25 protein-coding genes and 1 pseudogene are annotated in these 25,954 nt (G+C 34.1%); 20 read left to right on the top strand and 6 right to left on the bottom strand.

Annotation, left to right across the window (positions count from 1 at the left end; genetic code table 11):
* The 4 genes from EWU23_RS13375 to EWU23_RS13390 all read right to left on the bottom strand — a co-directional run.
* On the bottom strand, window positions 1-264 hold a 264-nt coding region (locus tag EWU23_RS13375; protein WP_166233051.1), incomplete at its 3' end, for a hypothetical protein.
* An 80-nt stretch (window positions 265-344) separates the two neighbouring features.
* Window positions 345-1,856: a DNA methyltransferase gene (locus EWU23_RS13380; protein ID WP_166233053.1), complete on the bottom strand. Its 1,512-nt coding sequence runs from the start codon at window positions 1,854-1,856 to the stop codon at window positions 345-347.
* A gap of 141 nt (window positions 1,857-1,997) precedes the next feature.
* Entirely contained in the window at window positions 1,998-2,537 is a 540-nt protein-coding gene (locus EWU23_RS13385) for a hypothetical protein (RefSeq protein ID WP_166233055.1), read from the bottom strand.
* A gap of 324 nt (window positions 2,538-2,861) precedes the next feature.
* Window positions 2,862-3,638, bottom strand: a complete 777-nt coding sequence (locus EWU23_RS13390; RefSeq protein WP_166233057.1) for a hypothetical protein — start codon at window positions 3,636-3,638, stop codon at window positions 2,862-2,864.
* 467 nt (window positions 3,639-4,105) lie between these two features.
* Here EWU23_RS13390 and EWU23_RS13395 point away from each other — a divergent pair, with 467 nt between their 5' ends.
* Window positions 4,106-4,759: a recombinase family protein gene (locus EWU23_RS13395; RefSeq protein ID WP_166233059.1), complete on the top strand. Its 654-nt coding sequence runs from the start codon at window positions 4,106-4,108 to the stop codon at window positions 4,757-4,759.
* A gap of 426 nt (window positions 4,760-5,185) precedes the next feature.
* Here the strand turns inward: EWU23_RS13395 and EWU23_RS13400 are convergent, their stop codons facing one another.
* Window positions 5,186-5,662 carry a tetratricopeptide repeat protein gene (locus EWU23_RS13400; RefSeq protein WP_166233061.1) on the bottom strand — a complete coding sequence of 159 codons (477 nt, stop codon included), beginning with the start codon at window positions 5,660-5,662 and terminating at the stop codon, window positions 5,186-5,188.
* A gap of 489 nt (window positions 5,663-6,151) precedes the next feature.
* Between EWU23_RS13400 and EWU23_RS13405 the strand changes: the two genes are divergently transcribed.
* From EWU23_RS13405 to EWU23_RS13470, 14 genes and pseudogenes are all read left to right on the top strand, one after another.
* A complete protein-coding gene (locus tag EWU23_RS13405; protein WP_166233063.1) occupies window positions 6,152-6,484 on the top strand; it encodes a hypothetical protein in 333 nt (110 codons plus the stop codon).
* The gene (locus tag EWU23_RS13410) at window positions 6,447-6,914 is read left to right on the top strand and encodes a hypothetical protein (RefSeq protein ID WP_205753184.1); all 468 of its coding nucleotides are present in this window, start codon (window positions 6,447-6,449) and stop codon (window positions 6,912-6,914) included. The genes EWU23_RS13405 and EWU23_RS13410 overlap by 38 nt, the downstream gene beginning before the upstream one ends.
* Before the next feature lie 26 nt (window positions 6,915-6,940).
* Window positions 6,941-7,753: a LamG-like jellyroll fold domain-containing protein gene (locus tag EWU23_RS13415; protein ID WP_166233067.1), complete on the top strand. Its 813-nt coding sequence runs from the start codon at window positions 6,941-6,943 to the stop codon at window positions 7,751-7,753.
* 786 nt (window positions 7,754-8,539) lie between these two features.
* Window positions 8,540-9,559, top strand: a complete 1,020-nt coding sequence (locus tag EWU23_RS13420) for a hypothetical protein (RefSeq protein ID WP_166233069.1) — start codon at window positions 8,540-8,542, stop codon at window positions 9,557-9,559.
* A gap of 222 nt (window positions 9,560-9,781) precedes the next feature.
* Entirely contained in the window at window positions 9,782-10,711 is a 930-nt protein-coding gene (locus EWU23_RS13425) for an STM4504/CBY_0614 family protein (protein WP_166233071.1), read from the top strand.
* Between the two features lie 212 nt (window positions 10,712-10,923).
* Entirely contained in the window at window positions 10,924-12,441 is a 1,518-nt protein-coding gene (locus tag EWU23_RS13430) for an AAA family ATPase (protein ID WP_166233073.1), read from the top strand.
* A gap of 4 nt (window positions 12,442-12,445) precedes the next feature.
* Window positions 12,446-13,294: an HNH endonuclease gene (locus EWU23_RS13435; RefSeq protein ID WP_166233075.1), complete on the top strand. Its 849-nt coding sequence runs from the start codon at window positions 12,446-12,448 to the stop codon at window positions 13,292-13,294.
* A 679-nt stretch (window positions 13,295-13,973) separates the two neighbouring features.
* Window positions 13,974-14,288 carry a nucleotidyltransferase family protein gene (locus EWU23_RS13440; protein ID WP_166233077.1) on the top strand — a complete coding sequence of 105 codons (315 nt, stop codon included), beginning with the start codon at window positions 13,974-13,976 and terminating at the stop codon, window positions 14,286-14,288.
* Window positions 14,275-14,604, top strand: a complete 330-nt coding sequence (locus tag EWU23_RS13445) for a HepT-like ribonuclease domain-containing protein (protein WP_166233079.1) — start codon at window positions 14,275-14,277, stop codon at window positions 14,602-14,604. Before EWU23_RS13440 ends, EWU23_RS13445 begins: the two co-directional genes overlap by 14 nt.
* Window positions 14,605-14,914: 310 nt before the next feature.
* Entirely contained in the window at window positions 14,915-15,559 is a 645-nt protein-coding gene (locus tag EWU23_RS13450) for an NAD(P)-dependent oxidoreductase (RefSeq protein WP_166233081.1), read from the top strand.
* A 266-nt stretch (window positions 15,560-15,825) separates the two neighbouring features.
* A complete protein-coding gene (locus EWU23_RS13455) occupies window positions 15,826-16,368 on the top strand; it encodes a hypothetical protein (RefSeq protein ID WP_166233083.1) in 543 nt (180 codons plus the stop codon).
* A gap of 532 nt (window positions 16,369-16,900) precedes the next feature.
* Window positions 16,901-17,191: pseudogene (locus EWU23_RS14370) on the top strand (DUF3667 domain-containing protein); the annotation flags it as partial.
* 304 nt (window positions 17,192-17,495) lie between these two features.
* Entirely contained in the window at window positions 17,496-18,155 is a 660-nt protein-coding gene (locus tag EWU23_RS13465) for a class I SAM-dependent methyltransferase (RefSeq protein ID WP_166233085.1), read from the top strand.
* Between the two features lie 175 nt (window positions 18,156-18,330).
* On the top strand, window positions 18,331-18,786 hold the full coding sequence (locus EWU23_RS13470; RefSeq protein WP_166233087.1) for a DinB family protein: 456 nt from the start codon (window positions 18,331-18,333) through the stop codon (window positions 18,784-18,786).
* Window positions 18,787-18,892: 106 nt separating this feature from the next.
* Here EWU23_RS13470 and EWU23_RS13475 read toward each other — a convergent pair whose 3' ends face one another.
* The gene (locus EWU23_RS13475) at window positions 18,893-20,032 is read right to left on the bottom strand and encodes a DUF3179 domain-containing (seleno)protein (RefSeq protein WP_166233089.1); all 1,140 of its coding nucleotides are present in this window, start codon (window positions 20,030-20,032) and stop codon (window positions 18,893-18,895) included.
* Between the two features lie 122 nt (window positions 20,033-20,154).
* On the opposite strand from EWU23_RS13475, the gene EWU23_RS13480 reads away from it, so the two are divergent.
* The 5 genes from EWU23_RS13480 (at window position 20,155) to EWU23_RS13500 (ending at window position 25,948) form a co-directional block, all read left to right on the top strand.
* Window positions 20,155-20,667 carry a hypothetical protein gene (locus EWU23_RS13480; RefSeq protein ID WP_166233091.1) on the top strand — a complete coding sequence of 171 codons (513 nt, stop codon included), beginning with the start codon at window positions 20,155-20,157 and terminating at the stop codon, window positions 20,665-20,667.
* A 169-nt stretch (window positions 20,668-20,836) separates the two neighbouring features.
* Window positions 20,837-23,608: a TonB-dependent receptor gene (locus tag EWU23_RS13485; RefSeq protein WP_166233093.1), complete on the top strand. Its 2,772-nt coding sequence runs from the start codon at window positions 20,837-20,839 to the stop codon at window positions 23,606-23,608.
* 2 nt (window positions 23,609-23,610) lie between these two features.
* Window positions 23,611-24,852, top strand: coding sequence for an MFS transporter (locus EWU23_RS13490; RefSeq protein WP_205753185.1), 1,242 nt, complete (start codon window positions 23,611-23,613; stop codon window positions 24,850-24,852).
* A gap of 3 nt (window positions 24,853-24,855) precedes the next feature.
* Complete coding sequence (locus EWU23_RS13495) at window positions 24,856-25,401, top strand: carboxymuconolactone decarboxylase family protein (protein WP_166233095.1); 546 nt, start codon at window positions 24,856-24,858, stop codon at window positions 25,399-25,401.
* Window position 25,402: 1 nt separating this feature from the next.
* A complete protein-coding gene (locus EWU23_RS13500; protein ID WP_166233097.1) occupies window positions 25,403-25,948 on the top strand; it encodes a carboxymuconolactone decarboxylase family protein in 546 nt (181 codons plus the stop codon).
* Window positions 25,949-25,954: the final 6 nt, after the last annotated feature.

Here is a 25,954-nt window from a genome sequence, read left to right on the forward strand (position 1 = left end):
TTGTGAGTTAAGTTTTTTAGCCTTAACTCGCTTCCACTTTTTGATAACTTCGTTTGTCCAATTGTGCTTGTTTTCCAAATAAAAATCGTCACACAATTTCAAAAACTCATCCCACTCCTTGTTGGTAAATTCAATACCATAGAAGTGTTTTAGCATGTCTCTATCCGCCATCAAACAGATATTGAACCTAAATTCAAAACGTAATTTCTGATACATTTCAAAACCTCCGTTTTTCTCGATACTAACTGATTTATTGGTAATCATAATAAAAAAATGGTTAACCAGTCACCATAAGGTTTTATTTTTGAGAGGGTATCCTATACACCCACAGGTTGGTACTATTTTTAGGCAGCAATTGCCAATTCTTCTGAATTTTCACTCCCAAGAACCATATCCATTCTCTTACGACAGAATTCCACGGATTCAATGTCAATATCTACCCCAATGGAATTACATCCGTTCTTTGCGAACACTTCAAGCCCCTGACCGGCACCGCAATGTATATCGATACAGGTCATGCCGGGTAAAGTGTAACTCTGGGTTAAGATGTCATAAATTTCCATGGGACATGGAGCATCATGAGTAAAGTTGGGATCATATTTTTTGTATTCAGAGTTATTAAATACAGGTGTAGTAATGATATTTGAGATTACCGTTTCCTCATCTTGAACAAAAAATCTATTAGAACCATCTTTAGATTTATGACTTTTCTTAACCATTTTTTTACCCTCTTTTGTCATTTTCATTTTGGGATTAAAAACCACATTTGCCCCTTTCATTTTACAGACAAATATTTTCTCGTTTGCTGGTCTATAGAAGTTTTCAACAACCACAGGTGATGGATTTGATTTTACCCATTCACATACACCTAATAGTTCCAGTCCAGTATCAATTAGCATCATTTCATACTTAGCAAGAATACTTTTGTAACCACCAGAGAAAGACTCACCAATAACAATTACGATTACTCCATTTTCATCCATAATCTCAATGAGTGAAAGGATGAATTTTTTACAATTATTAAGATATTCTTCAAGGGTTGGCTCCTGTCCAAATTTCATTTCTCCTTGGTTTCTATAATCTTTCATTGTCCAATATGTCGGAGAAAACATGGCAAAATTTGGTCGGTATTTTTTCAGGTTTGAAAGGTTATCTGAACTTTGGTGAAAGACCTTGGACCAAACGGATTGATTTGATATTTCATTTTTTCTCCACTCTTTGAAGGCGTTTTTTTCTTGGATTTTCTCATCTTTTTTTATCAATCGATAAGCTTGATCTATGGAATACAAATTGGAATCAATACCATCCATTAATCCTAGACTATTGTCTATTTGATTATGCCAATACACAGCCATCAATTTTCTCAGAGTAGATGATTTAATTGGTAAATCCAATAGAATAGATGCTAATTCAAACCGATCCTTCCCAGCAAGTCCATAATTATCATCACTTTCCAAATTGTCCATTCCCAACCATTCTTCTTTCTTTTTACCCTGTGTGGACCCAATTGTCTGTAAAATGTGTTCAGCACAACTTGCCATCTCAATGTAGGATCTCTTAACCCGTTGATTGCTAATCATTCTCATTTTGATTATTTCCTCATCTGGTATATTAATTGGAATACATCTTATTGTTTTTAAACCGATGTTTTGGGCGGCTTTATATCTTGCACATCCATCGGTAATAAAGAATTTTCCATCTACTAGATTTCCAAATACAGGAGTTAATTGACCTACCATTTTCATGGTACGTTCCAGATTTTCTATATTCTTCTCCTTAAGCGTGTTTATGACTTTAGAATGGATTTCGACATCCTTAATAGGTATGTCAATTTCTTGTGGATTTGATTTAAACATAATAAAACAATTTAAAAGTTATACAAAATAAAAAATTGGATATACATTGAGATCAAAAAAATAAGGCACCTTTTACCAATAAAAAAATTGGACATACTGCTGGTTTCTAAAAAAAGTCCCGAAGGACAAATTCTTTGAGGATTATTCATTTTCATTCCTTTTAAGTACAGCAGAGGGTAAAGGTCTCGGATGCAATGGTAATCTACCTAATTCATAATTTTCGGTTAAGTGTTTTTTCATCATTAGAACGGCTTTGTTTTTTATTTCATCACTCGATGAAAGATTGGTCCTTTTTATATGTGGATAATCAGATACACGTCCAATATAGATTCTAATTTCTTTTTTACCACCTCCTACTAAGGGCCAAAACGTCTTTGCTGTTATATTCTCATGTTCAGGATTACGTGTATCCTTTAATACAGCAATATAGATGGACGGCTCTCTAATAATATCAAGTTGAAGATATTGTACCATTTTTTCCTCAATCTCAATAATCTCCTTTTTATACTTTTTTAAGGAATCTAAAATAGAAACCCTTTTCTCTTTCATTTCTTCTGTTTCAGGATAATAGAAAATATCAGTTCTAAAAGGTATACCTTTAAATTCTTTGTTATTGATTACATCGAATAAGTCGAACCAATCATCATAACACAAAACCTTCGGAAACTTGCTGTATTTCATATGTATCCTTACTTAACAGAACAAAAGTAAAACAAATTTTTTGTTTGTCCAAATATTTTATTTGTATTTTTGAAAAAATAATTCATTTAGATAAATTTAATTCCTAAAAAGTGACCATAATTTGATAGATTCATTGGTTTCATCTATGTTTTTTGGTTAGAATTTAAGTAGCACCTCACTCAAAGTTTTTTATACTTCCTGTAATTTACACGAAGTGGAAATGGTATTCTTTTGGGGAGGGGGTGAGCGCAACTGGGGGTGGGGAAGTCCGAAGGACTTATACTAATGCGGTCGATACTCTCCCGTTCACCGTTGAGGAGTTACTTATATTAGATTCTTTTGCCGGAGAAATTTATCCATGTTATCTCTTACAAAGGTTAAGTCCTGACGGACTTCTATAAAATTTTCAAATCCATATTGCTGGTATAATTCATTATAGCTTTTGAATAAATCTCCATTGGTAATAAAATCATAACCAAATTTGATTTCTAATCCAGCTAGGCTATCCATGAAATTTAAAAGAAACTGGCTAGCAATGTTATCAGGATGTATATCCATTAATTCTTTAATTCTTAGACAAGCAACTTGATACTGGTTACCAATAGTTTCATCTAAATTTTCATTTTCTGCCCCAGTATATTGTAGTTCTTCTTGTATTAATAATTCTGTATTAGTGGTTGTAATAGTTGTGTCCAAATCTCGACACGAGGTGTCTTCAATCTCGTCACCTACCTGTAACGAATCCTGACACGGGTTGTCTTGTATTACGACACCACCCTGTTCTTGAATAGCCTCAGAGGTGTCTTCAATTTGGACAGGTGTTTTAATCAAATCCCAAAAATTATCCACTGGTTTGGTAATCTTTCCAATACCTTGTTTTACTTTAATTGAAATAAATCCTTTGGTTTCAAGCTTCTTAATGATTCCATTTGTCCTCTGTCTTGTCTTATTTATAATCTTAGCAAAATGATTATCGCTGGCAATACATCCATTGTTGAGTTTATCAAGTGATGTAATTTCTGCAAGGATTATCTTTTCATCACTTGTAAGAGTTGGGTTGTACAGAATACTGTTGGTGATGTTTAAATATGGTTCTTTCATTTTATTGTAATGTTCCCTCACCGAGATCATTGGTAAAGGACAATGAACTCAAATGAGGAAGGTTAAAGTTGATTTTGGTTTTTGATGAAGATTAAATCCTTTACATTTCAATCTGTGATTATTAAAAATATATCGAAAATGGGTCAGAACGAGAAATTTCCAATGCTAAGGAATTGCTAAGAAATCAAAAGTCACTTCCTGTAATTTACAGGAGGTTTTTGCCGTAAGACAGAAGTACATGATTTCAAATCATTTTTTAAAAAACGATGTACCGGATATCCACCCAACAATACCCGGAACCCAAAAACATGGATGAGACCCAGTTAATGATTTGTCGTAAAACTTGAGGTGGGATATTGACCTGTTCGTGAAGTGGAACTGTATCATTTTAAAAGTGTCTCAAAAAAACCTTGAAAAGGATGCCGCACCGGTCAAAAAACCGCTATAACTTTGGCTAAAAGCATAAAATGAAACAAAAAACCAAAGTTGTAGTATTCTCAAGGGTCTCGACGATTATACAAGATAATTTTCGCCAGACAGAAGAATTGAAGGAATACGCAGAAAGAATGAACTATCAAGTCCTACATGTATTTGCGGAAACTATTTCCGGCACGAAAAAGACTTCTGATAGACCGGTATTACAATCCATGTTAACCTACATTCAAAACAATCCCGTTCAGAAAATTCTCATTTGGGAACTCAGCCGAATAGGTAGAAATTCACTTGAGGTGTTACAGATATTAAATCTATGTAATTCACTCAAGGTCTCCATATTCATTAAGAATTTCAACATCGAGACTTTGGATGATAAAGGGAACATTAATCCAATGACCCAGTTCATGTTGGAAATCATAAATACCCTAAACCAGCTTGAGAGAAATAACATCGTTCAAAGATTACGTTCCGGTTTTGAGCAGTACCGTAAATCTAATCCAATCGGGAGAAAGGTAGGTTCAGTTCAAAGTGAAGAAGAATTACTCGGTAAGTACCCACAGGTCTTAAAGTACCTAAAAAAAGGATTGTCAATTCGTCAAATCTCTGGTTTGACCAATAATACATCCACCAATACTATTTTGAAAGTTAAGAAGACAGCTGTGAAATTGGGTGTCCTCAAAGTATAAATCAAATGAAATAAGAATTTAGATCCTGCCGATCACCAAGAAAATAATACCGGGAAAACAATCCAATATGAAGATTCCCGGTAATATAAGTTTTGGATCAGGGTCCTCAGGTGAAGAAAAAATCCTCCAAAAATTCTCAGTTGGACATATTGAAAGGAATCCCGGTAATATTTGACTTGCCGGCAGGTCGTCTGAAGATGATCCCCGAACAGGTGGTGGGTGGAGGGAGGAGGTGCCGGGAAGAGGTGCCGGAGAAGGTGCCGTATCTGACCTTAAATTAGGAGAAAATACTCAATTCTAATACTAGTCTCGATTTCTCGATTGAAAAATCTGGCAGATTTTATTGGAAAGTTGGAAATCTGTTCCCACAAAAACCTAATGATTCAAATGAAATGTGAAAATTAATTTAAAAACTATGATAAAAAATTACTTACAGAATTTCTGAATAGCAAGATATGATTTCTCATCGCCCAATTCACCAGCTCTACTTAACCATAAACAACCCTCATTTTTATTTTTTAATTTAATATTTACAATACCCCTTGTAAAATAAATATTTCCAAGGTGGAGATTAAAATTTGCAATGGACTTGCCTTTACTCGATTTATCCAAATTCAATAAATCTTCTGCAGTAATTAAATCAATTAGAGCACCTCTGTTATCATCCAACATTGTTTTTGATGATCCCCTTAGAAAATAAGTCCAAAAATTTTTATTGTTTATTTCTATCGATTTATTAAACATTTGAATTGCTTCAAAAAATCTTTTGTTTTGCAACAAAGCATCCCCTTTGGCAACATACGAATTTTCTTCTCCCAAATATTCTCTATCCCAAGCATCTGTAGTTTGAGAAAATGCATTTGTAGAAATCAGAATGATGAAATAAAAAAATAAATTTTTCATATACATTATTTATTTTAAATTTTTCTTCTAATAAATTATAAAATTCAAATAAGGATTTACAATTTCTTTCATGATATGGATATAACGAATACTTTAATAAATACAATTCGAATTTTTATTTCCCAATGACCATTAAATAAAATTTCATTTAAAATATAGTTTAATGGGTCGATTTATTCTATTTTGTATAATGTAAATAACTAAATATGAAAACCATACTTAAATTTACGTTTTTTTTATTCCTTATTTCATATTCACAGGAATCATTTGGTAAAGAGAAATTTAGACTGGTTGAAGATTATGTTTTTCTATGTAACGGACCAAATTCAAAAGTTTACCATCGATCAGAAAATTGCAAAGGTCTAAATAGATGTTCCACACAAATCGCTAAAGTACTTGTATCGGTTGCTCAGAATAAAGGGAGAAGGGCATGTAAGATTGAGTATTAAAATATTTCTCTATATCATTTAACCTCAACCTAAAATTAACATGAAAAAAATCATTTTATCTGCACTAATTGGCTTAATTAGCCACTTATCGTTTTCTCAAAGTTCAACTTATGTAAATCCTTACATTAAACGAGACGGTTCAACAGTTCAAGGTTATTATAAAACTTCACCGAATAATACTAATTTGGATAATTATTCCACTCAAGGAAATTACAATCCCTATAACCAACAGCAGGGTTATAAAGCCAAAGATTATTCATATGAAGCTCAAAATTATGGAGCTGGGCAAACAATAGAAACTGGACCAAGGGGAGGACAATATTATTATAATAGCAATGGAAATAAGACCTATGTACCAAAGCAACCCAAATAAGTTTTGGGGGACCTTTTTGATTTTATTACTATTTACGAGTTGTGAAAGTAAATATGATTTAAGGGAAGAGAAGTTGAGTGAATTGATAGGTATTCGAAATAAATACACTAATTCAATCGATAGTATAAAAAGTATTTTGAATGAAATAGCAAATGCAGATACAGTAGCAGTTGATACAGCTGCAGTTGATATAGCTGTAGTTGATACAGCTTCAATTGGTTATGGAATTAGTAGTGAGGAATTAAAAAAAGGAAGAAAATCAGGTGTCATCCACGATATCACCAATGAAATTGTGGACATTATGATCAATGAATATGATGCAGACCAAAGAAGAATTTTATTAAAATCAAGTCTTCAAAGTTATAAATTAAAATTAAAGTTTGTGAAGGCAAGTATTGATAGTATTAAAGAGATGGATGAGTTGAATTAAATGAATATTTTCTTTGATTTTTCAATATGATGAATAATACTAATTGGTTTTCATTCATTCTTATATTGGTCTTTAGCGGATTAAGTATAGGTTTCATTTCATCTTGCCAAAAATCAAACGTAGAACCCTCACCTGTTGTTGAAAACCCTTTGGATGTATCTACTAAAAATGGAATGAACGCCTTTTATTCTTTTGATGGTAATTGGCAAGATGTGTCAGGAAACCAGCATCATTCACTATCCCAAGCAGGAAATTTAGTGGTAGATAGAAATGGTAAAGCCAACAGTGCTTTAAGTTTTGATGAATCCGACAAAACACCAGCAATATTTCCCGGCAGTTTGATGAAAAAAGGGGCTACTTATTGTTTTTGGGTCTACAAATCAGATCCTTTGAAACAATTTTGTATTTGGAATAATACTTACACTAGACCTGAAAAAACCGCTGGAGTTACCAAAGATGCCACGTATGGTATCAAGATATATACTTTAGGAATTGATAATAATTACACGATTGAATATAAAGTAGGATTTAGTCCGGGTATTTTCATTAAAATCCCTTACACTCCCAATCAATGGGATTTCTTTGTCGTATCCGTCATAGAAGGAACCATTTCTTATCCCTTCCCTACCTTTAAAGTATATCGTAATGGGATGTTGATTTACAAACAGGATGTAGATCCTACAGCCATCAATGCCCCAGAGGTATCAGAAACACTAAAATTAGGAGGTGATCCTCAATTCAATAGCACCAAAGGTGTCGAAGGTAAGATAGATGATATTGGTATCTGGTCTAGATTACTGACCGATGATGAGATTGTGAGATTGTATTTTAAAAAATAAAAGTTAGTCTATTTCAATTTTCATTCAGATTTACACATGTTTTTTGATTTTTCTTAATTGTATGAATCACTGGATATAATAGAGCCATGTAATTTAATCTATGAATCAAGAATCAAAATTAAGGGTCTAAGAACTAAGTTATTGGTTTAAAATCACATTGGTATAAAAACTAGTACAATTCAAATACTAAAATGTGGAATTAGTACATTACTATTTCATCATATGTGTCCAAGTTAATAAGGGGTTTGTACATGCATTGTTTGAATGGGCCATTAAGGTCATTCATACATTAATCTAAAATAGGTAGGTAAATCTAACAAATTTCATCATTTAAATACTTGGCCTGACTTTATATGGCGAATAAAATTACTTCCTTTAAATTACAGGAAGGGAATTTCATTAATTTGCTTTACAAGCATATTTTGAATAGCATGTTTATCCTAAATAAAAATTGCTACATTGGTTAAAACTTATAATAAGGTTAAGATTAAGAGATAGCTCAACACCAGCTCAAATTAACGATTTAGGTAATTGAAATGAATTTTCTTATTACTGATAATAGAACTTTCAATTTATGTACAATGATATATGATTTACTTTGGTATTATTCAAGAATGCAATTTTGAGGAACTTATAAACATAAACCTGTTCGGTTTTCTGAAATTAAAAAGTATATCTTACCCTGAAAACTTTATAAAAATGCTATAATGAGCAATTAATACACATATGTGTCCAAGTAATAAGAGGTTTGTATAAACGAACCTTGACAACTGATAAATAAGAACTATGACCTGCGCATTATGTAAGAATAGAGAAGCTGACAAAAAGAACACTCACTTTTTGACGGACGGGATTATTCGCAGTTGCTTGAACCTTGACGGTAGTAAAGAACGAGAAAAGGGTTTCTATTTTGACTTATCAAATGACAACGCTTTTATTGAATTCAATTTTCAAAGAGGAACCTCTGTTGACAAACTCAAATCATCACTTGGTAGAGATGTTACAGACGAAGAAATTGAAAAGGCTAAATCAATTCCATTTTCGGTTGATAATGTATTTTGTAGTGTTTGTGAAAGCTACTTCACAGAGATTGAAACCAAGTTCATTAGCGAAATTCTACCAAGTTTTCGCAACGCCGACTTAACAGGTAAAGACAGGATTAACTTGACAGACATAAAAACTGTTCGGTTGTTTTTTTACATACAAGTTTGGAGGACTGCTGTTTGCGATGACACTTTAAAAATTTCAGCCGATGTAGCTGAAAATCTAAGACTAATTATTTTAAATCATTCAACAGTTAATGCTAATGAGTTAAGCCATTACCCAATTGCTATCACATACCTTCAGACAACTGGAGATGAAGCTGAATACACTACCAACTATGTTGGGTTTACGAATGACAGAAATCCGAACTTGATAATAATGAATGATTTTGTAATTCAGTTCTATGAAAATCCTGACACTGTAAAGTTTTTTAATTTCTACGGCTTGACAACGGAGCAAAACTATAAGGAGTTAATCAACTTTAGCGAACAACAATTCGTGGTCAATATTTTTCAAAATTCCAACCGCAAACAACTTCTTAAAGACTTTATTACAACAGATAGAGTAAAACTGACAATCCAATATTATGTAGACAGCTTTGAAGAATTATGGCTTAAACTTTTCGGTGTTTATCCGCCAGTTCAAACTACACAAGAATATTTGAAAGCACTGACAGGAGGGGACGAGTTTAATGTTCTTAAATATACCAAGGAGAATATTATGGAGATTACGGTTAAGTTCATTCAGATCAAAATAAACTAATGACCATGAATACATTTAACGACCTTCACTATGGACTTCGGACAGACAGAAGGGCAGCAGGTAGCAGCACATTTGCAATAGGCGGGGTTTCGTGCCTACCAGACAGTTTTGTGGTAGCCGATAGTTCTGTGCTCCGCATCAACATTAGTGGTAAAAATCTCGCCCATCGCATAGCCGCAAACCGTTATACAAAATAGTAAGACTGACCTAAAATAGTGGACTATGGCAATATTTGACCTTTTTTCAAAAAGACAGAAACGACTTCGTGGAGAAGTTCTAGATATATACACGTATGACAAAATCCCACAAAATTTAAGAGTTCAAATTGTGCACATAATACGTGACGCAATAGGGGAACATAATTATGGAGGAACCAATGAACCTCAAAAAGTATATGAATTTATCCATCATACATTGTGTCGTGAATATGGCAAGTTTACTTTGGGTGAAGATTATAATGAAAGCCATCAAGAACTAGTTCTTAATTTTTTGCTACAAACACAGGTTACTGACGAAGTAATTGATGTAATTGAACTAACATTCAAATATATTGACAGAATTATCAAAAAGGATTACCATCTATACACTTTTAACACAACAGTCAAGATAACCCCAGACGATGCTATTACAGAATTAAATGAACGTTTTAAGGAAAACGGAATTGGTTACTCATTTGATGGCAGTGAAATTATAAGAGTTGATTCGACTTATGTTCACGCAGAAATAACCAGACCGACCATTTCCCTTTTGTGGAATAATAAATTCAAAGGTGCAAATGAAGAATATCTTAAAGCACATGAACATTACAGACATGGACGAAACAAAGAATGTTTAACAGAATGTCTAAAAGCTTTTGAAAGTGTTATGAAATCTATTTGCAAAGAAAAGGGATGGACTTACAATCAAACGGACACTGCAAAAAAACTTATTCAAATATGTTTTCAAAATGGGCTTGTGCCTTCTTTCACGCAAAACCAATTTACTTCACTACAAAACCTATTGGAGAGTGGCATACCGACAATTAGAAATAAATTAGGTGGACATGGTCAAGGACAAACTCTACAAAAAGTAGATGACGAAATGACTAGATATGGGCTGAACTTGACTGGAACTAATATCATTTTCTTAATCGAACAAAGTGGAATTAAATAAAACTACTGTGCATAACAGCACCTACCCAAAAGGTGGGGTTTCGTGTTCCAAAGATAGTTTTGCGGTTAATAAAATATTAGTTTTTCAAATCAAGTTTTGTGGTAAAAATCCCGCCCTTCGGGTAGCAGCAGACCGTTATGGGAAATGCTAAGAAAACGCAGTGCTAACATTACAAGGACTAGAAATAATCATAAAATAACAATTGGACAAATATGATATTCAAAATTCTTAATAGAAACCAAAGACCACCTTACAATGCAAAATCTAAAGCGTATTTAACTTGGGACAATTGGAATGATTATTCTTTCCTTACTTTATTCGGACTGATATATGTCGATGAAAATTCAAAATACCATGACATTGGTTCCGTTAAAATAGGATATTATGGGCAAAAAGAAAGTCAAAGAAAATTATTTATTGGTGACTCATTCGAAAACATTGGTCAAGAGTATTTCTCATTAGGACAGTCAGATAGCTACTATGAAATCTTAAATTCTCTTGGTAGTGACATAAGAGATGAAATACTTAAGGCATTAAATGACATAGCAAAATTTCCAGAAATTTACGATAAAGCAATACACGAAAATGTTACAAAGATTTCTCTACTTCGTTCAATAAGTCAAACTTCAGTAATTGGACAATATCGCAGAATTTCCTCAGGTGGTGCAAGACTGACCAACTATAGTTTTAAATTTAAAAATCCAAAAATAAGAGGAGCTTCTGAAGCAATTGAGCTTACATTCAATGTTAATCCTGAGACATTCCCTCCCACAAATATTCATGTGTTAATTGGTCGCAACGGTGTTGGTAAGACTCACCTTCTCAATAACATGATTAATGCACTCATAGATGGCGAAACGAATAACAAGTCAGGTTCATTTACATCTGAAATTACCCAACAAAACAATTCAATCTTTGCAAATTTAACCTCTGTTACATTTAGTGCTTTTGACGAAACAGAACCAAAGCCAGAAAGAAAAGACAAGACACAAGGAATTCAATTTTCATACATTGGTTTACGAAGGGTTCAATCTGGAAGTGACAAAAATCTAGGGCCTAAAAGCACAATAATGTTGCGAAATGAATTTTTCAAAAGTCTCAATACATGCAAAATCAATGCAACAACTAATCGTTGGAAAAAAAGTATCGAGATGTTAGAGTCTGACCCAAATTTTAGAGAAGCCAAAATTAAAGAACTAATAGATATCACAGACGAAGAAGAAATAAAAAGTGTTGGTTGGAATGTTTTTAAAAAATTAAGTTCTGGCCACAAGATTGTATTGCTTACAATTACAAGATTGATTGAAACATTGCAAGAGAGAAGTCTTGTTTTAATTGATGAGCCAGAAGCACATTTGCATCCCCCGTTACTTTCTGCTTTTACTAGAACACTATCAGAGTTACTTATTGAAACTAATAGTGTCGCAATTATTGCAACACATTCTCCAGTAATATTACAAGAAGTTCCTAAAAATTGCGTCTGGAAATTAAGAAGAACTGGTGCAGAAGCAATTGCTGAAAGATTGGAAATAGAATCATTTGGAGAAAATGTTGGAACTCTTACAAATGAAATTTTTGGACTTGAAGTCACAAATTCTGGTTATTACAAAATGATAAGTCAAGCAATTGCTGAAACAGATAGTTATGAAGAAGTAATTCAATATTTTCATAAACAAATAGGTATGGAAGCACGAGCAATAATAATGTCATTGACCGTAAACAAAAACTAACTCAATGAGAAGATTACCTGTACCAATAGATAATCCTGGGAATGTCTTTATAGATTGTATTGACTTAGTGAGAAATACTAATTTAAAAGCAAGATTGACGGAAATTAGAAATTTAGTTATCGAGGCAGCAGATGAATTTGAAGAAAAAGTAACTACAGGACAATTGCATACTGTCATTAGAGAAACACTTATCAACGGTAACGTAACATCTACAGAACTTCAAGATGTTTATGAAAGAATGGTAAGAAAAGGAACCTTAGGGAGAAAGATATATGATAAATTAATTATTGCTTCTCCTTCAGGAATTTGCCCGTTATGTTCACATAGAGAGGTCACTCAGATTGACCACTATTTACCAAAAGCAGAGTACCCTAGACTATCAGTAGTCCCAATAAATTTAGTTCCGTCTTGTTCTGACTGTAACAAATCAAAATTGACGAAATTTCCCCAAGCACCAGAAGAAGAAACACTTCATCCATATTTTGACAATATTGAGAATGACGTTTGGTTGACTGCAACCGTTACTCAATCAAATCCAGCATCATTCCAGTTTCAAGTAACACCACCCGACCATTGGGATCCGCTTTTATCAGATAGGGTAAGATTTCATTTTAATTCCTTATCGCTTAATAAATTGTATTCAACTCAGGCAGCCGTAGAATTAGTTCAGATTAATTTCAGACTAATTAAAATTTATGCTGTTTCAGGTTCTCCAGGAGTTAGGCAATATTTATTGGAAGGGGCTGAAAGTAGAAGCCATGCAAATTTGAACTCTTGGCAAACTGCTATGTATAAAGCAATGACTGCAGACAATTGGTTTTGTGATGGAGGATTTAGATTTTTGCCAATTTGATGAAAGGAAAACAACCAAATATAGACGACAGACAAGAAGCACATGCCCATAACAAGCGTTTGTCTCAATGGCGGGTGACATGGTTAATTGAACATTCTACCAAGCATCAATTTTTGTGGTGTATTGATAGTTTTGTACTCCGAAATCCGCCACTTTGCCAAGCTGCAAACCGTTTGTAAACATACTGTGCTAACATATGTGTTTTTGGGAATTATACCTTTTGGTGGCATTCATTATTTATCCATAGTGAAAAGGGATGATATTCATTTTAAAATATCCACCAAGGACTGGGATAATGGTACAAATGTTTAGAATCATAACCTAATGATGATTTACTTGGGGAAATTCAATTTCAGCATTTATAATTAAAATGAGATTACACCATGTTTTTAATGGTTATAAAAGTATAGCTTAGAATGTATCTCACTTAAATTTTATAAAAGTTTGAAGAAATCAACTTCCTGTATTTTACACGAAGTTTGTCAAGTGGAGTTAATTTGAGGATAATTGAAAAGTAAATCAATTATCTTTACAAAAAAGTTGATTTCCAATCAATTTAGGTAGTTTTAAAGTTAGTGATGGCTGCAACATTCCTTCTATTAAGGGAGCAAACAGGAAGGTCATCAGAAATGGTGACTTTTTTTGTGTTAAGTAAAATTTAATCCCTAATTTTCCTCAGATGCAAGTCGAGAAAATTCATACGAAACAAGAGTTATTGGATGCGCTATTTCAACATGGAGCTGAGATAAAATCTTATGGGGTTAACAGTTTGGGAATATTTGGGTCTTTCATCAAGGAAAGCTACACTGAAGAAAGTGATATAGATTTCTTAGTTGACTTTGATCCATCAAAAAAGAGTTTCGATAATTTTATGGATTTGTCATTTTTTTTGGAGGACTTATTAGGGCGGAAAGTGGAATTAGTTACAACACAATCCTTGAGTAAATTTATAGGTCCCCACATATTAAAGGAGGTACAACATGTCAGCCTCTAATTTAGAATTGATTCGACATATCTTGGTCGAAACAACATTTATTTTACAGCATACGGAACAGAAATCTAAGGAAGAAGTTATCAATGATGATGTTCTTTGTCGGGCAGTTGTCCGCAGCCTTGAAATTATTGGCGAGGCGACAAAAAAATTAGATGATGAATTTAAGTTAACGAACAATCATATTGAGTGGAAAAAGATTGCAGGTACAAGGGATAAATTAATCCATGATTACTTCGGTATCGATTACGATATTATTTGGGACATAATTCAAACCAAAATTCAGGATTTAGATTATTTTTTGAAGGAATTAAAATAGAAAACGGCTGCAACATTCCACCTAATAAGGGAGCTAGATTCAAAAAGAGGTCAATTTGACCTCTTTTTTTGTTTCAAAACCTCCAGACTTTTGTTTTAAAGGTCATTTTTTGTGGTTACCTCTTTTTTTCTAATAATTCAGCCAGTCTTATGGGGGGGGTATTTTTTTGTATATTAGCGCTATTAAAATCTCTTTATAAAATATTGATTCTCGTTTTACAAAAGTGAAAAGGCTTTTGTAAGTTCGTTTTATGCCCACTTGTGGCGATATACGAACCAATATTCTATTTAATAATTTTATAAAGAACAAAATGAATAGTAAAATCAAAATCGCTGTTATTGGCGGTACAGGTAAGTCTGGAAAATATCTTGTTAAAGAACTCATAAAACAAGGATTTCAACTTAAAATACTGATAAGAGACCCCGATAAATTCCAAATTAGAAATCCACTTGTTGAAGTTGTTATAGGTGATGTAATAAATTATAGTTCTGTCAGTTCCTTAATTGAAGGTTGCCAAGCCGTAATTAGCACATTAGGTATGGGTATACCCGCAAGCGAACCCACAATTTTTAGTCAGGCAACCTCTAATATTGTTCAAGCAATGAATGAACAAAAGATTCGTCGCTATATTGTAACTACAGGGTTGAATGTTGATGCTCATTTTGACAATAAAAGTCCTAAAACGCTTTTTGCTACGGAATGGATGAGCAAAAACTATCCAATTTCAACAGCTAATAAGCAGTTAGAATTAGACATTTTGTCAAACAGTAATATTGATTGGACTTTGGTAAGGCTTCCTTTAATCGAACAAACGGATAAAATAGAAGAAACAATCGTTAGTTTAGAGGATTGTCCTGGTGACAAAGTAAGTGCTACCGATTTGGCGAATTTTCTAATAGAACAATTGTCCAATGAAGCATTTATCAGGAAATCTCCATTTATTGCAAGTGTCTAATTTATCACAACAATGAGTCTGAAATTTTTACAATTTTCCTGATTTCCTGTTTGTCAAATTAAATAATCTCCTGACAGTTACATACTCAATCATTGAATTATAGTTGCATCTTTCGTTTGTAAGGGGAACTACACTGGACAAGCCATCAGAAATGATGGCTTGTTCTTTGTCTATCAGAGAGTTAGGGTTTTGCATCTGTCAATTTTTGCAAATTGCATAATCATTTGTAGCTTAGAGCGTAAAATAATCAAACGAACATACTAAAAATGAAAAAAATCATTTATGCTCTGATTTTACCATTGGTTGTGGTAAGCGGATTAGTATTTGCAAATCGTGAAATTAGAAGTGAAACTTCTATAAAGTCAATCCCAAAGCCTCTTTCTGTAGTAGAAAGTAAAGCGGCATTGAAAAAATGGGAGGCTTCCCCTGATGGTATCATGTTCAAAAATTGGGAAGCGTCTCCTGTAGGTAAAAAAGTGCATGCAGGTGCTGCTAAAATAAATAAGGCTATTCGGGGGAACAGCAGTTTGGAGGGCGTTGTAACCTCTCTTTCGCTTCCAGAAGGTTCAAGCTTAGGTTTTGGAGTTATGGTAAAGATAAACGGTGACGATTATATCCTAGCTTTTGGGGGAGAAACTGACAATGAATTCGATCAATTACGAAGCCTGAAAATGAATGACAAAATCATCATAAAAAGCCAATACGTATCGAAGGCGCCTAAGTATGCATATCCCATTGTAGCGGCGGCCATTGTAGCACGAGATCGTAAACTTATTTATAAACGCGCACCTCGCAAAGGTAGTTGTTAAGGAGATTAACCTCCTGCAATTTGATATGAAGTTTAACCCTTTAATATCCTGATAGTCACATTCTCAATCAAGGTATTATAGCTGCATCTTTCGTCTGTAAGGGAGCAAACAAGAAAGTCAGCGTTTCTGCTGACTTTTTTGCTTATAATTTATCCTAATTTCATCCATTTGTCGACTTTGTGGGTTAAGCTCAAGGCTTTTACTACCCTGTTAGTAACCAAGGTAGATGATGAAAACCCCAAATGGGATACTTTAGGTAGAGTATGCTTGGATCTAAAACAAAATGAATCAAACAATTCGTTTATGAGCCATTTTTTGTCGCCAATTTTTTCATACATTAGTTTTTATGAGCAGTACTAATAAAAGGTGTAAGAATTGTCAACAAGAACTAAATGGAAAATTTTGTTCTAATTGTGGACAAGATTCTAATACGCATCGTATGAGTATGCACTTTATTTGGCATGATTTACAGCATGGTTTTTTGCATTTTGATAATGGTATTTTTTATACAATCAAATAATTACTTTTCCGTCCTGGATATGCGATTAAAGATTATATCAATGGAAAACAGGCATCTCATTTTAAACCATTCTCATTCGTAATTATTATTGCAACGGTCTATAGATTACTAAGTAAAAACTTATTTTTTAATTCAGGGGATAGTCAATCCTTGGATTCTGTACTCAGAATGTATGTGTCCATGATAGAATGGACATTAAAGCATTTGACTTATACGACAATCGCTTTAATTGTTACTACATCAATTGCCTCTTACTGGGCTTTCCAAAAACAAGGGTTTATTTTGCTGAGCATTTGGTTTTAAATACATATTATCGTGGATTAGTTTTATTGGTGACTATATTGTTAATACCATTTATGTATCTATCGAATGATTTAGATATAAAATCTTTGATGATGTATGCGCCAGTTTCACAGATGGTCGACTTTTATTGATGTATTGGTGTTATTATCAATTTTTTGATAAAATATCTTTTATCAAGTCTTTTGGAACGTCTTTGCTAGCCTATTTCTACATGTCTGTGATTAACATGTTAATATTCATGTTATTTGTATTAATACTTTAGAGCTATTAGCCCTATTTTATTTTCTATCAAAACGGTCAAAAAATGAGCAAAATAGAAATTATCAATCAGTCAAATACCCTTTGGAATCAAGTTTCATTAGATGATTATGAAAATCATATGAAACACAGTACCGTAGGGCAGTTGAAAATGTTAAGTGGCCTTACTCAAAAATACCTAGTTAAGTATCATCCCAAAAGCCCTTTATTTCTTGGTATTGCTGGGGGAAATGGATTAGAACATATTGACTCTACATCAGTTCAACAAGTGGTAGGGCTTGATATTAACGAAGCGTATCTCCAACAAACGCATATTCGATTTAAGGATTCTCTTCCACAATTGAAACTGATAAAATGTAACATTGACGAAACGACTGAAACTTTCCTTCAGTCAGATTTTATTTGGGCAGCTTTGTTTTTGGAATATGTAGAGTTAAAAAATTGCATACAGTTTATGTTAAATAACCTCGCTGAAAAAGGAGTAGTTATTGTAACCATTCAATCGAATAATGGAAATGGTGCAGTTAGTGAGTCTGGAATTGAAGGGGTAAAAGTGCTAAGTGGTCAATTTAAGCGAATTGATAAAGAAATAATAATGACTGCAATGTCTGGGTTTGGCTTACATGTTGCAAATGAGGAGGAGAACATATTGCCCAATGGGAAAGTATTTTTGACTTTTGCTTTTCAGCGTAATGAAGCATTGTGATATTTTACTTTTCGGAAAGTAAGCAATTCATTAAAGACAATTTAGGCTGCAGCATTTCTCCTAATAAGGGAGCAAATGGGAAAGCCATCAGAGATGATGGCTTTTTCTTAGTCTATCAGAGAGTTAAGAGTGTTGCATCTTTTTTATTATATTTAATAAAACTTCTGTTAGAAAAATGACGTATCAACTCAACTTAATCAAGCAAACAAGACATAATTTTTTAAATTTAATTGAGCCATTGTCTATTGATGAACTAAACAAAATTCCTGATGGCTTTAATAACAATATAGCATGGAACTTGGGGCATATTGTGGCTAGTCAACAAATACTTTGTTATGTTCTTTCAGGCGTATTACCCAAAATTGGACAGGAATTTATTGATAAATATAAGAAAGGAACTAAGCCAGAAAGCTTCATTGGAAATGATGAAATACAACAATTAAAAGTTCTTTCACTTACTTTAATGGACGAGTTGGAAAAAGACATGAATACCAAATTGTTTGACAATTTTAAATCTTATACTACATCATACGGGTTTGAATTAAATAATATAAATGATGCTATAAATTTCTTTTCTGTACATGATGCAATGCATTTTGGTGTATCGCTGTCCATTAAGAAATTGATTTAGTTTATAGGGTTGGCATTTTTACAAATATTTTGGTATACCGAGCTCATTTGTAATTAAACATACATGCACTCTCTTTAATACTTTAGTTCTAATGCTGTGTTTTATCTTAATACTTGGTGGTATTTGGATGAAACGTTTCCCAGCTGTGCCAAAACTCCTGATGAGCAGCAATGGGTTTAAGAGCCAAATTAGAAGAGAGAGCTTGTCCCTTTAAATTATATACTTGGTTGTTTTCAAATAGCTTATTCCCTTTAAAGACAAAGCTACTTTGTTTGTTAGGTCTTTCAAAAGCGAAAAAGCTCCTGTCGTCGTTTGCTAACACGAGCAAGATGGGTTTATTGGCTAGATCTAGTTGTATTATGCGCTCTTTTTTTAATCGATTCCAATCGATTGCAACGCTCTTGTGCGCAATTTCAATTCCTACTACCCATGATTTTCTTTTCCAAGATAGAGAGTCTGTTCCTGTCAATTCCTTTTTGGATTTTCCTGTCTCGTATTTACCGGTAGAATCATAATTTTCTTTAAATTCTGGGTCAGGTTGCATGATTTTAGAATTGGGATAAAGCTTTAACCACATAGCGAGGGACATTTGTTGCGCTTGGATTTCTGGCAATAATGTACCCTTTAATGGCCCTATTAATGCTTCTCCATTCGCTTGTCTCCACCAACTTTTTGTAGTTTTATCCTCAAACATGGCATTAAAGTGGTCCATGCCAACTAATCGAAACACCTCCAATTTCCCATTCACTTTTGGCTCAAATACTCGTCCTGTTCTACATACTGTACAGTAAGTAACCATGACCTCTTTATCTCCCACTTTATCTCGAACTTGGTGATGATAGCCAATGAGTGAAATAGGATATGCTTTTGATTCGCCTTCTATATTAACACCAATGATCAGCCGATCGAGCGGGATTTTATTGCTTTTGGCTTCAACGAGTAGAAGACTCTTCGGTTGATAAAACATTGCATCAGCCGCCATGACAAAATTTAATACATAGAAGGTTGTAATACTGATTGCTAGTGCAAAAAAGAATATCAACTTGTTGAAAACGAATGTGTGATATGCCCCTGCAACACTTAAAATGAGAAAGCCAAAACGAAATATCCATCGATTTGTGTAAAGAAAAAATGCAAGTTCAATACTATTTATGCTCTGTGATCCAGGCATAGGCATAATAAAGAACACATTTAAAATCTCAAATAAGATGATTCCAGCAATGCCAATAAAGAAAAGAAATTTCATAGTCATATTCGTATTTTGGCTTTTCAGAATCAATTTATGATCAAAAGTAGAACTTTTAATGAATCTAAAATTCCAAATTTAATTTGGAAGAGTCCTATAAAACTCACTAATTTGGTAGAGAAATGAAAAAAATACTTGCAATAGTGCTATTTGGTGTACTGCTTTATCAGGCAGGGGGCTTTGCATTGCAGTATTTATCGAATGAATCATCTATTATTGACTCGTCCACAGAAACAGTCGTTGTAAAAATCCCGATCAATCTACCGTATCAAACGGATTGGATTTCTGCTGAAGAGGTTTCAGGGTCGGTGCGACAAGGAGAGGAATTCTATGAGATGAAGGAGAGAAAAGTAGTCAACGATACATTGGTTACGGTGATGGTGAAGGATAAGAATGCGCGTGACAACTTTTTGGATTTTGCTGAAAAGGTAAATGAGCATTTGAAAGACGAACCTGGATCCGCTCCTGCTAAAACAAAACTTATTAATATCCTAGTCAAGGAATATTGTGCTCAAGTTTCTTCATGGGTATTTTATATCATTGAATGGCCAGTTGAAAGACCTAATTCCATCCATTCTATCTTACCTACTCAAGACATTTCGTCTGACTTTTTCTCGCCTCCTAGGCACGCTTAATTTTCTTTTCTTGATTTTGTAAGGCATTTACAGTCTTGCAATATTCTCTTTGTCGATTTTCAGTTTCGGATTATTAATTCGATTCGCATGAATCGTGCTCTTTAATTTCTAGGGTATAATCATGTCTATTTAATCGACTTTTATTAAGCGTTTAAACAGATTTTATACAATGAAAAAGTTTTTATTCATACTATTCTTATTTTCTACAGTTCAATTATTTGCCCAAAAGGTTAAAATTTCGGGTATCGTTACATCTTCTGAGTCGAATGAGTGCATCCCTGGTGCTAGCATTCGCGTGAAGGGATCCTCTACAGGAGTAAGCACTAATGCAAAAGGGGAATTTGAGTTAGCGGTTAGTAATGTAAAAATTCCATTTACGATTACAATATCAGCAGTCGGTTATGGCGTTGTTGAAGTACCTATTAGTTCAGAAAACCAATCGATTAGTATTGTTTTGGCGTTTAAATCAATACTCCTTATTGAGGTAGTAAGCTCAGCCACCAGGGTAAATCAAAATATATTAGAATCTCCGGTAAGTATTGAAAAAATGAGCAATAAAGCGATTAAAGAAAATCCATCATTTACGTTTTATGATGGTTTAGTTAATTTAAAAGGGCTTGAAGCAGTTACAAGCAGTATCACGTACAAGCAGATTAATACACGTGGTTTTAATACGACTGGAAATTCGCGTTTTTTACAATTGGTGGATGGGGTAGATAATCAAACTCCGGGATTAAATTTTGCAGTGGGCAATCAATTTGGTGCATCTGATTTAGATGTTGAATCAGCTGAGGTGATTCCAGGTGCAGCTTCTGCGCTTTATGGACCGGTGGCATTTAATGGGTTATTATCTATTAAAACAAAGGATGCATTTAAATATCAAGGCTTATCTTTTTCAATCAAAAGTGGTTTAAATCACGTTGGGGAGAGTTTTTCAGATCCTAAAGGACTAAATGATTTTGCTTTTCGTTTTGCTAAATCATTTAATGATAAGATTGCATTTAAGGTTAATGCGTCTTATTTAGCGGGTACAGATTGGTATGCGAATAATTATACGGATGTTAATGCCTCTATTCCAGGAGCAAATCGTGGACCAAATAATCCGGCTAGAGATGCATTAAATATTTATGGCGATGAGGTGACTAAAAATATTGCTGGAGTAGGAGTAGTTAATCGTACAGGATACGAAGAAAAGGATTTAATGAATTATGGTGTATATAGCTTCAAACTTAATGGTGCGTTGCAATATAAAATCAGCAAAAATCTGGAGGCTATCTATCAATATAATTTTGGACAAGGCACAGCTAGTTATACAGGAAGTAGTCGTTTTGATTTAAATAATTTTACACTTCAAACTCATCGTTTAGAACTTCGTGGAAGTAATTTCTTCATTCGTGGATACTCCGTTCAAGAAAACTCAAATGATTCATATAATACGCGCTCATTAGGACAATTCATTAACCGTACATGGGTTCAGGATTTAAATGGACAAGTTGTTTCTCCTGCAAATGCTGATGCTATGTGGTTTACTCGTTATGAAGCAGCGTTTAAGGGTACTGTAAATAGTGTTTCTGCAAACGATAATAGTGCGGCTCGTGCCTTTGCAGATAGAGGTAGATTAGCACCAGGAACTAGGGCCTTTGATGCGGCGAAAGATGCTTCAATACACAATTATGGATTAAGTGGAGCAGGCGTATTTAGTGCTAGTAAGTTTTATCATGCAGATGGACAATATGATTTGAGCAAAGACATCAAGTTTGTTGACTTATTAGTAGGTGGTAGTGTTCGTCAATACAGCATGTTTACAAATGGAAGTTTATTCGATGATGCAAAGAATCCAATTAGTATTTTAGAGTGGGGTAGTTTTGTGCAAGCAAGCAAAAAGTTGTTTAATGAAAAATTAAAACTAGCCGCTTCACTTCGTTATGATAAGAATGAAAACTTCCAAGGGAATTCCACACCTCGTTTTTCAGGGGTTTATTCTGTAACACCATTACATAACTTTAGAGCATCTTATCAAACCGGTTTCCGTAATCCAACACCTGTTGATCAGTTTATTAAGTTGAATGTAGGGCCAATTACGATTTTGGGTGGTGCACCTAATAATAGTGCAGGTATGAATATTTATGAAAACAGCTACACGGCTAATTCAGTAAATGCATTTGGAAATGCGGTAGGAACGGCAATTGGTGTAGGAACTCCTCCTCCAGTTGCTATCGCGGCTAATAAGGATTTATTGGTTAAAGCAAACGTAGCCTATATTAAGCCAGAGCAACAAAAGGCATTTGAATTAGGGTATAAAGGGGTTGTTAATGGAAAACTATTAATAGACCTTAACTATTACCAAAGCTGGTATACCGATTTTATCTTAAATACGGTGGTTATTCAACCTGCTGCACCTGTTTTAGGATCAGATGGAAAACCAAATATTGGAGCTGCGTACCAAGTGGCGGCTAGATCAGTAAATGCATACCAATTATATACGAATGCATCTGATGAGGTTTCTGCACAAGGATTCAGTTTAGGTCTAACCTATTTACTAGATAAAGGCTATGTTTTAGGAGGAAACTTAACTAACTCAAATTTTAATTTAGGTAGCGCAAACGTAAATAATATTGCTCAATTTAATACACCTGAATATAGCACGAATTTGAATTTTGGTAATGCAAATATTGGGGGCAGCAATTATGGATTCAACGTAAATCTGCACTGGCAAAGTCAATTTGATTGGTATGGTACTTTTAATGGAAACAGACCAGGTACAATCCCAGCGTATTCATTAGCTGACGTTCAGATTAATAAGAAACTGCCAAAACAAAATGTTACGATTAAATTAGGTGCTAGCAATTTGTTTAATAATCACGTTTCGCAATCTTATGGCTCTCCAGCTATTGGTGGTATTTATTACATCTCTTTGGTTTACGATAATCCATTAAAATAACAATGAAGGATTTAGAGATGTCGAAAACAAGTAAATACACCAATTATTTGGCAGTGGTATTCGTCCTATGCTTTATAAGTAATGTACTAGGGGGCTCCGTTTCCACCCTAATATCGGTTTACCTCCCTGTGGTCATTAAAGACTTACAGGGAGATATAGCCCCAAATCAATTGAATAACATTAGTGGTGTTATTAATGCGTTCTTCATTTTTGGTTGGGCCATTGGAGGCTTTACTTGGGGCGTAATAAGTGATCGGATTGGAAGGAGAAAGGCATTAGTTTATTCTATTGCAGGATATGGTGTATTTACGATTTTGACAGGTTTGATGACATCTTGGGAGGGCTTGGTTCTTTGTCGTGTTATGAGTGGTTTTGGTGTAGGTGGTGAGATGGTGGTAGCTACTACATTTATTAGTGAAATATGGCCAAAGAAAAACAATGCGGTCATGTTAGGAATTTTATCCATTGCTTTTCCGATTGGTATTTTTGCTGCAGGTGCAATTAATGTTGTTTTGCCAGATTGGCATCAAGGATTTTTAATTGGATTAATACCCTTATTAATGGCTGTTCTTGGATTGTTTATTATAAAAGAATCAGAGGAATGGTTATCGCAAGAACAAAAGGCGTCAGTATTCGCTTTGAATAACGTATTTGCTCAAGAAAATCGAAAAGAAGTAATAATAGGCTCTTTATTATTTGGATCCATGTTAATTGGACTGTGGGCTATTTTTTCTTGGATGCCTACCTGGATTCAAAGTTTAATGGTATATGATGCACCTAAAGAAAGAGGATTAAGCATGATGTTTTTAGGTATGGGAGGATTAGCAGGAGGGTTCTTATCAGGATGGTTAGTGAAGTTAATTGGTTTACGGAAGTCAATGTTATCTTGTTTTACTGTTTGCACCGTAATGTCATTTGTTCTTTTTAAGACTAATTCTACTGTTACAAATATCGTATATGTTGAAATTGTTATTATGGCCTTGTTTTTTGGGGCTAGCCAAGGGGTTCTTTCTTCTTACATTCCACAGCTTTTTCCTACGGCAATTAGAGCAACAGCCACAGGATTCTGTTTTAATGTTGGAAGATTATTTACAGGTTCTGCCGTATTATTTATTGGAGTTTTGGTAACAGGTTTAGGGGGTTATGGGAATGCCATTTTCCTTTTTTCACTTGTTTTTGTTTTGGGATTATTGGTAACACTTTTTGTTGTTAAGGATGATAAATCATCTATAAATTTGAAATAAAATATGGCACATATTAACGTACCAGACGGAGTACCGGGGATTAGATCTCTGGTCATGTTCAGACCTGAAACAGGTCAGCATTTGTATGCGTTAGCAGAGGTATTGCTTCGCGGTGATTCGACCTTAACTCAAGCAGAGCGAGAATTAATGGCTGCCTATGTTTCAAGGCGGAATGAATGTGTTTTTTGTAGTAGCAGTCATGCTGCTGCAGCCAGATGTTTATACGGAGAAGGCGACGCAACTGTTGATGATGTGTTGAATGATTTAGACGCATCAAATATCAGTCCTAAATTAAAGTCCTTACTCCAAATTGCAGGGAAGGTTCAGATTTTGGGGAAAGAAGTAAAGCAAGATGATATTGATGTAGCTCGTGGACTAGGCGCAACGGATAAGGAGATTCATGATACCGTATTGATCGCAGCTTCTTTCAGCATGTTTAATCGGTATGTTGATGGATTAGCTAGCCTAACACCTACAAATCCAGAAGAGTATAAAGAAATGGGAAAACGGATGGTTCAAGGATACGTATTACCCCCTAATAATTCATAAGATGGCACATATAGATTTAGGAAATGAGCTTCCAGGAATTCGTGGATTGATGGCATTTAGTCCTTTGACAGAAAAGCCTTTAAATGCACTTGCTGAAGTATTATTAAGAGGGGACAATTCCTTAACTAGAGGAGAAAGAGAGCTTATAGGAACCTATGTCTCTTATTTAAATGATTGTTTTTTTTGTCAAAATGTACATGGAGCAATGGCTGGCCACTATTTGGGATGTAACATAGAAGAAATAGATGCAATAAAGAAAGACTTTATAAATCAGAATATCACCGCTAAAATGAAGGCATTATTAACCATTGCAGGAAGTGTTCAAAAAGGAGGAAAGCATGTCTCCCATGATCAAATTGAATTAGCGAAAATAGAAGGTGCTTCGGATATGGAGATTCATGATACTGTATTAATTGCAGCATCTTTCTGTATGTTTAATCGATATGTGGATGGACTAGCGACTTTGGCTCCCGAAGATCGACAGTTTTACATTAATAGAGCACCGCAGCGTGCAGAAGAAGGTTATACAGCAAGTGTTTATAAATAGAAAAGC

The organism is Aquirufa beregesia, from assembly GCF_011090385.1.
Lineage (GTDB): Bacteria > Bacteroidota > Bacteroidia > Cytophagales > Spirosomataceae > Aquirufa > Aquirufa beregesia.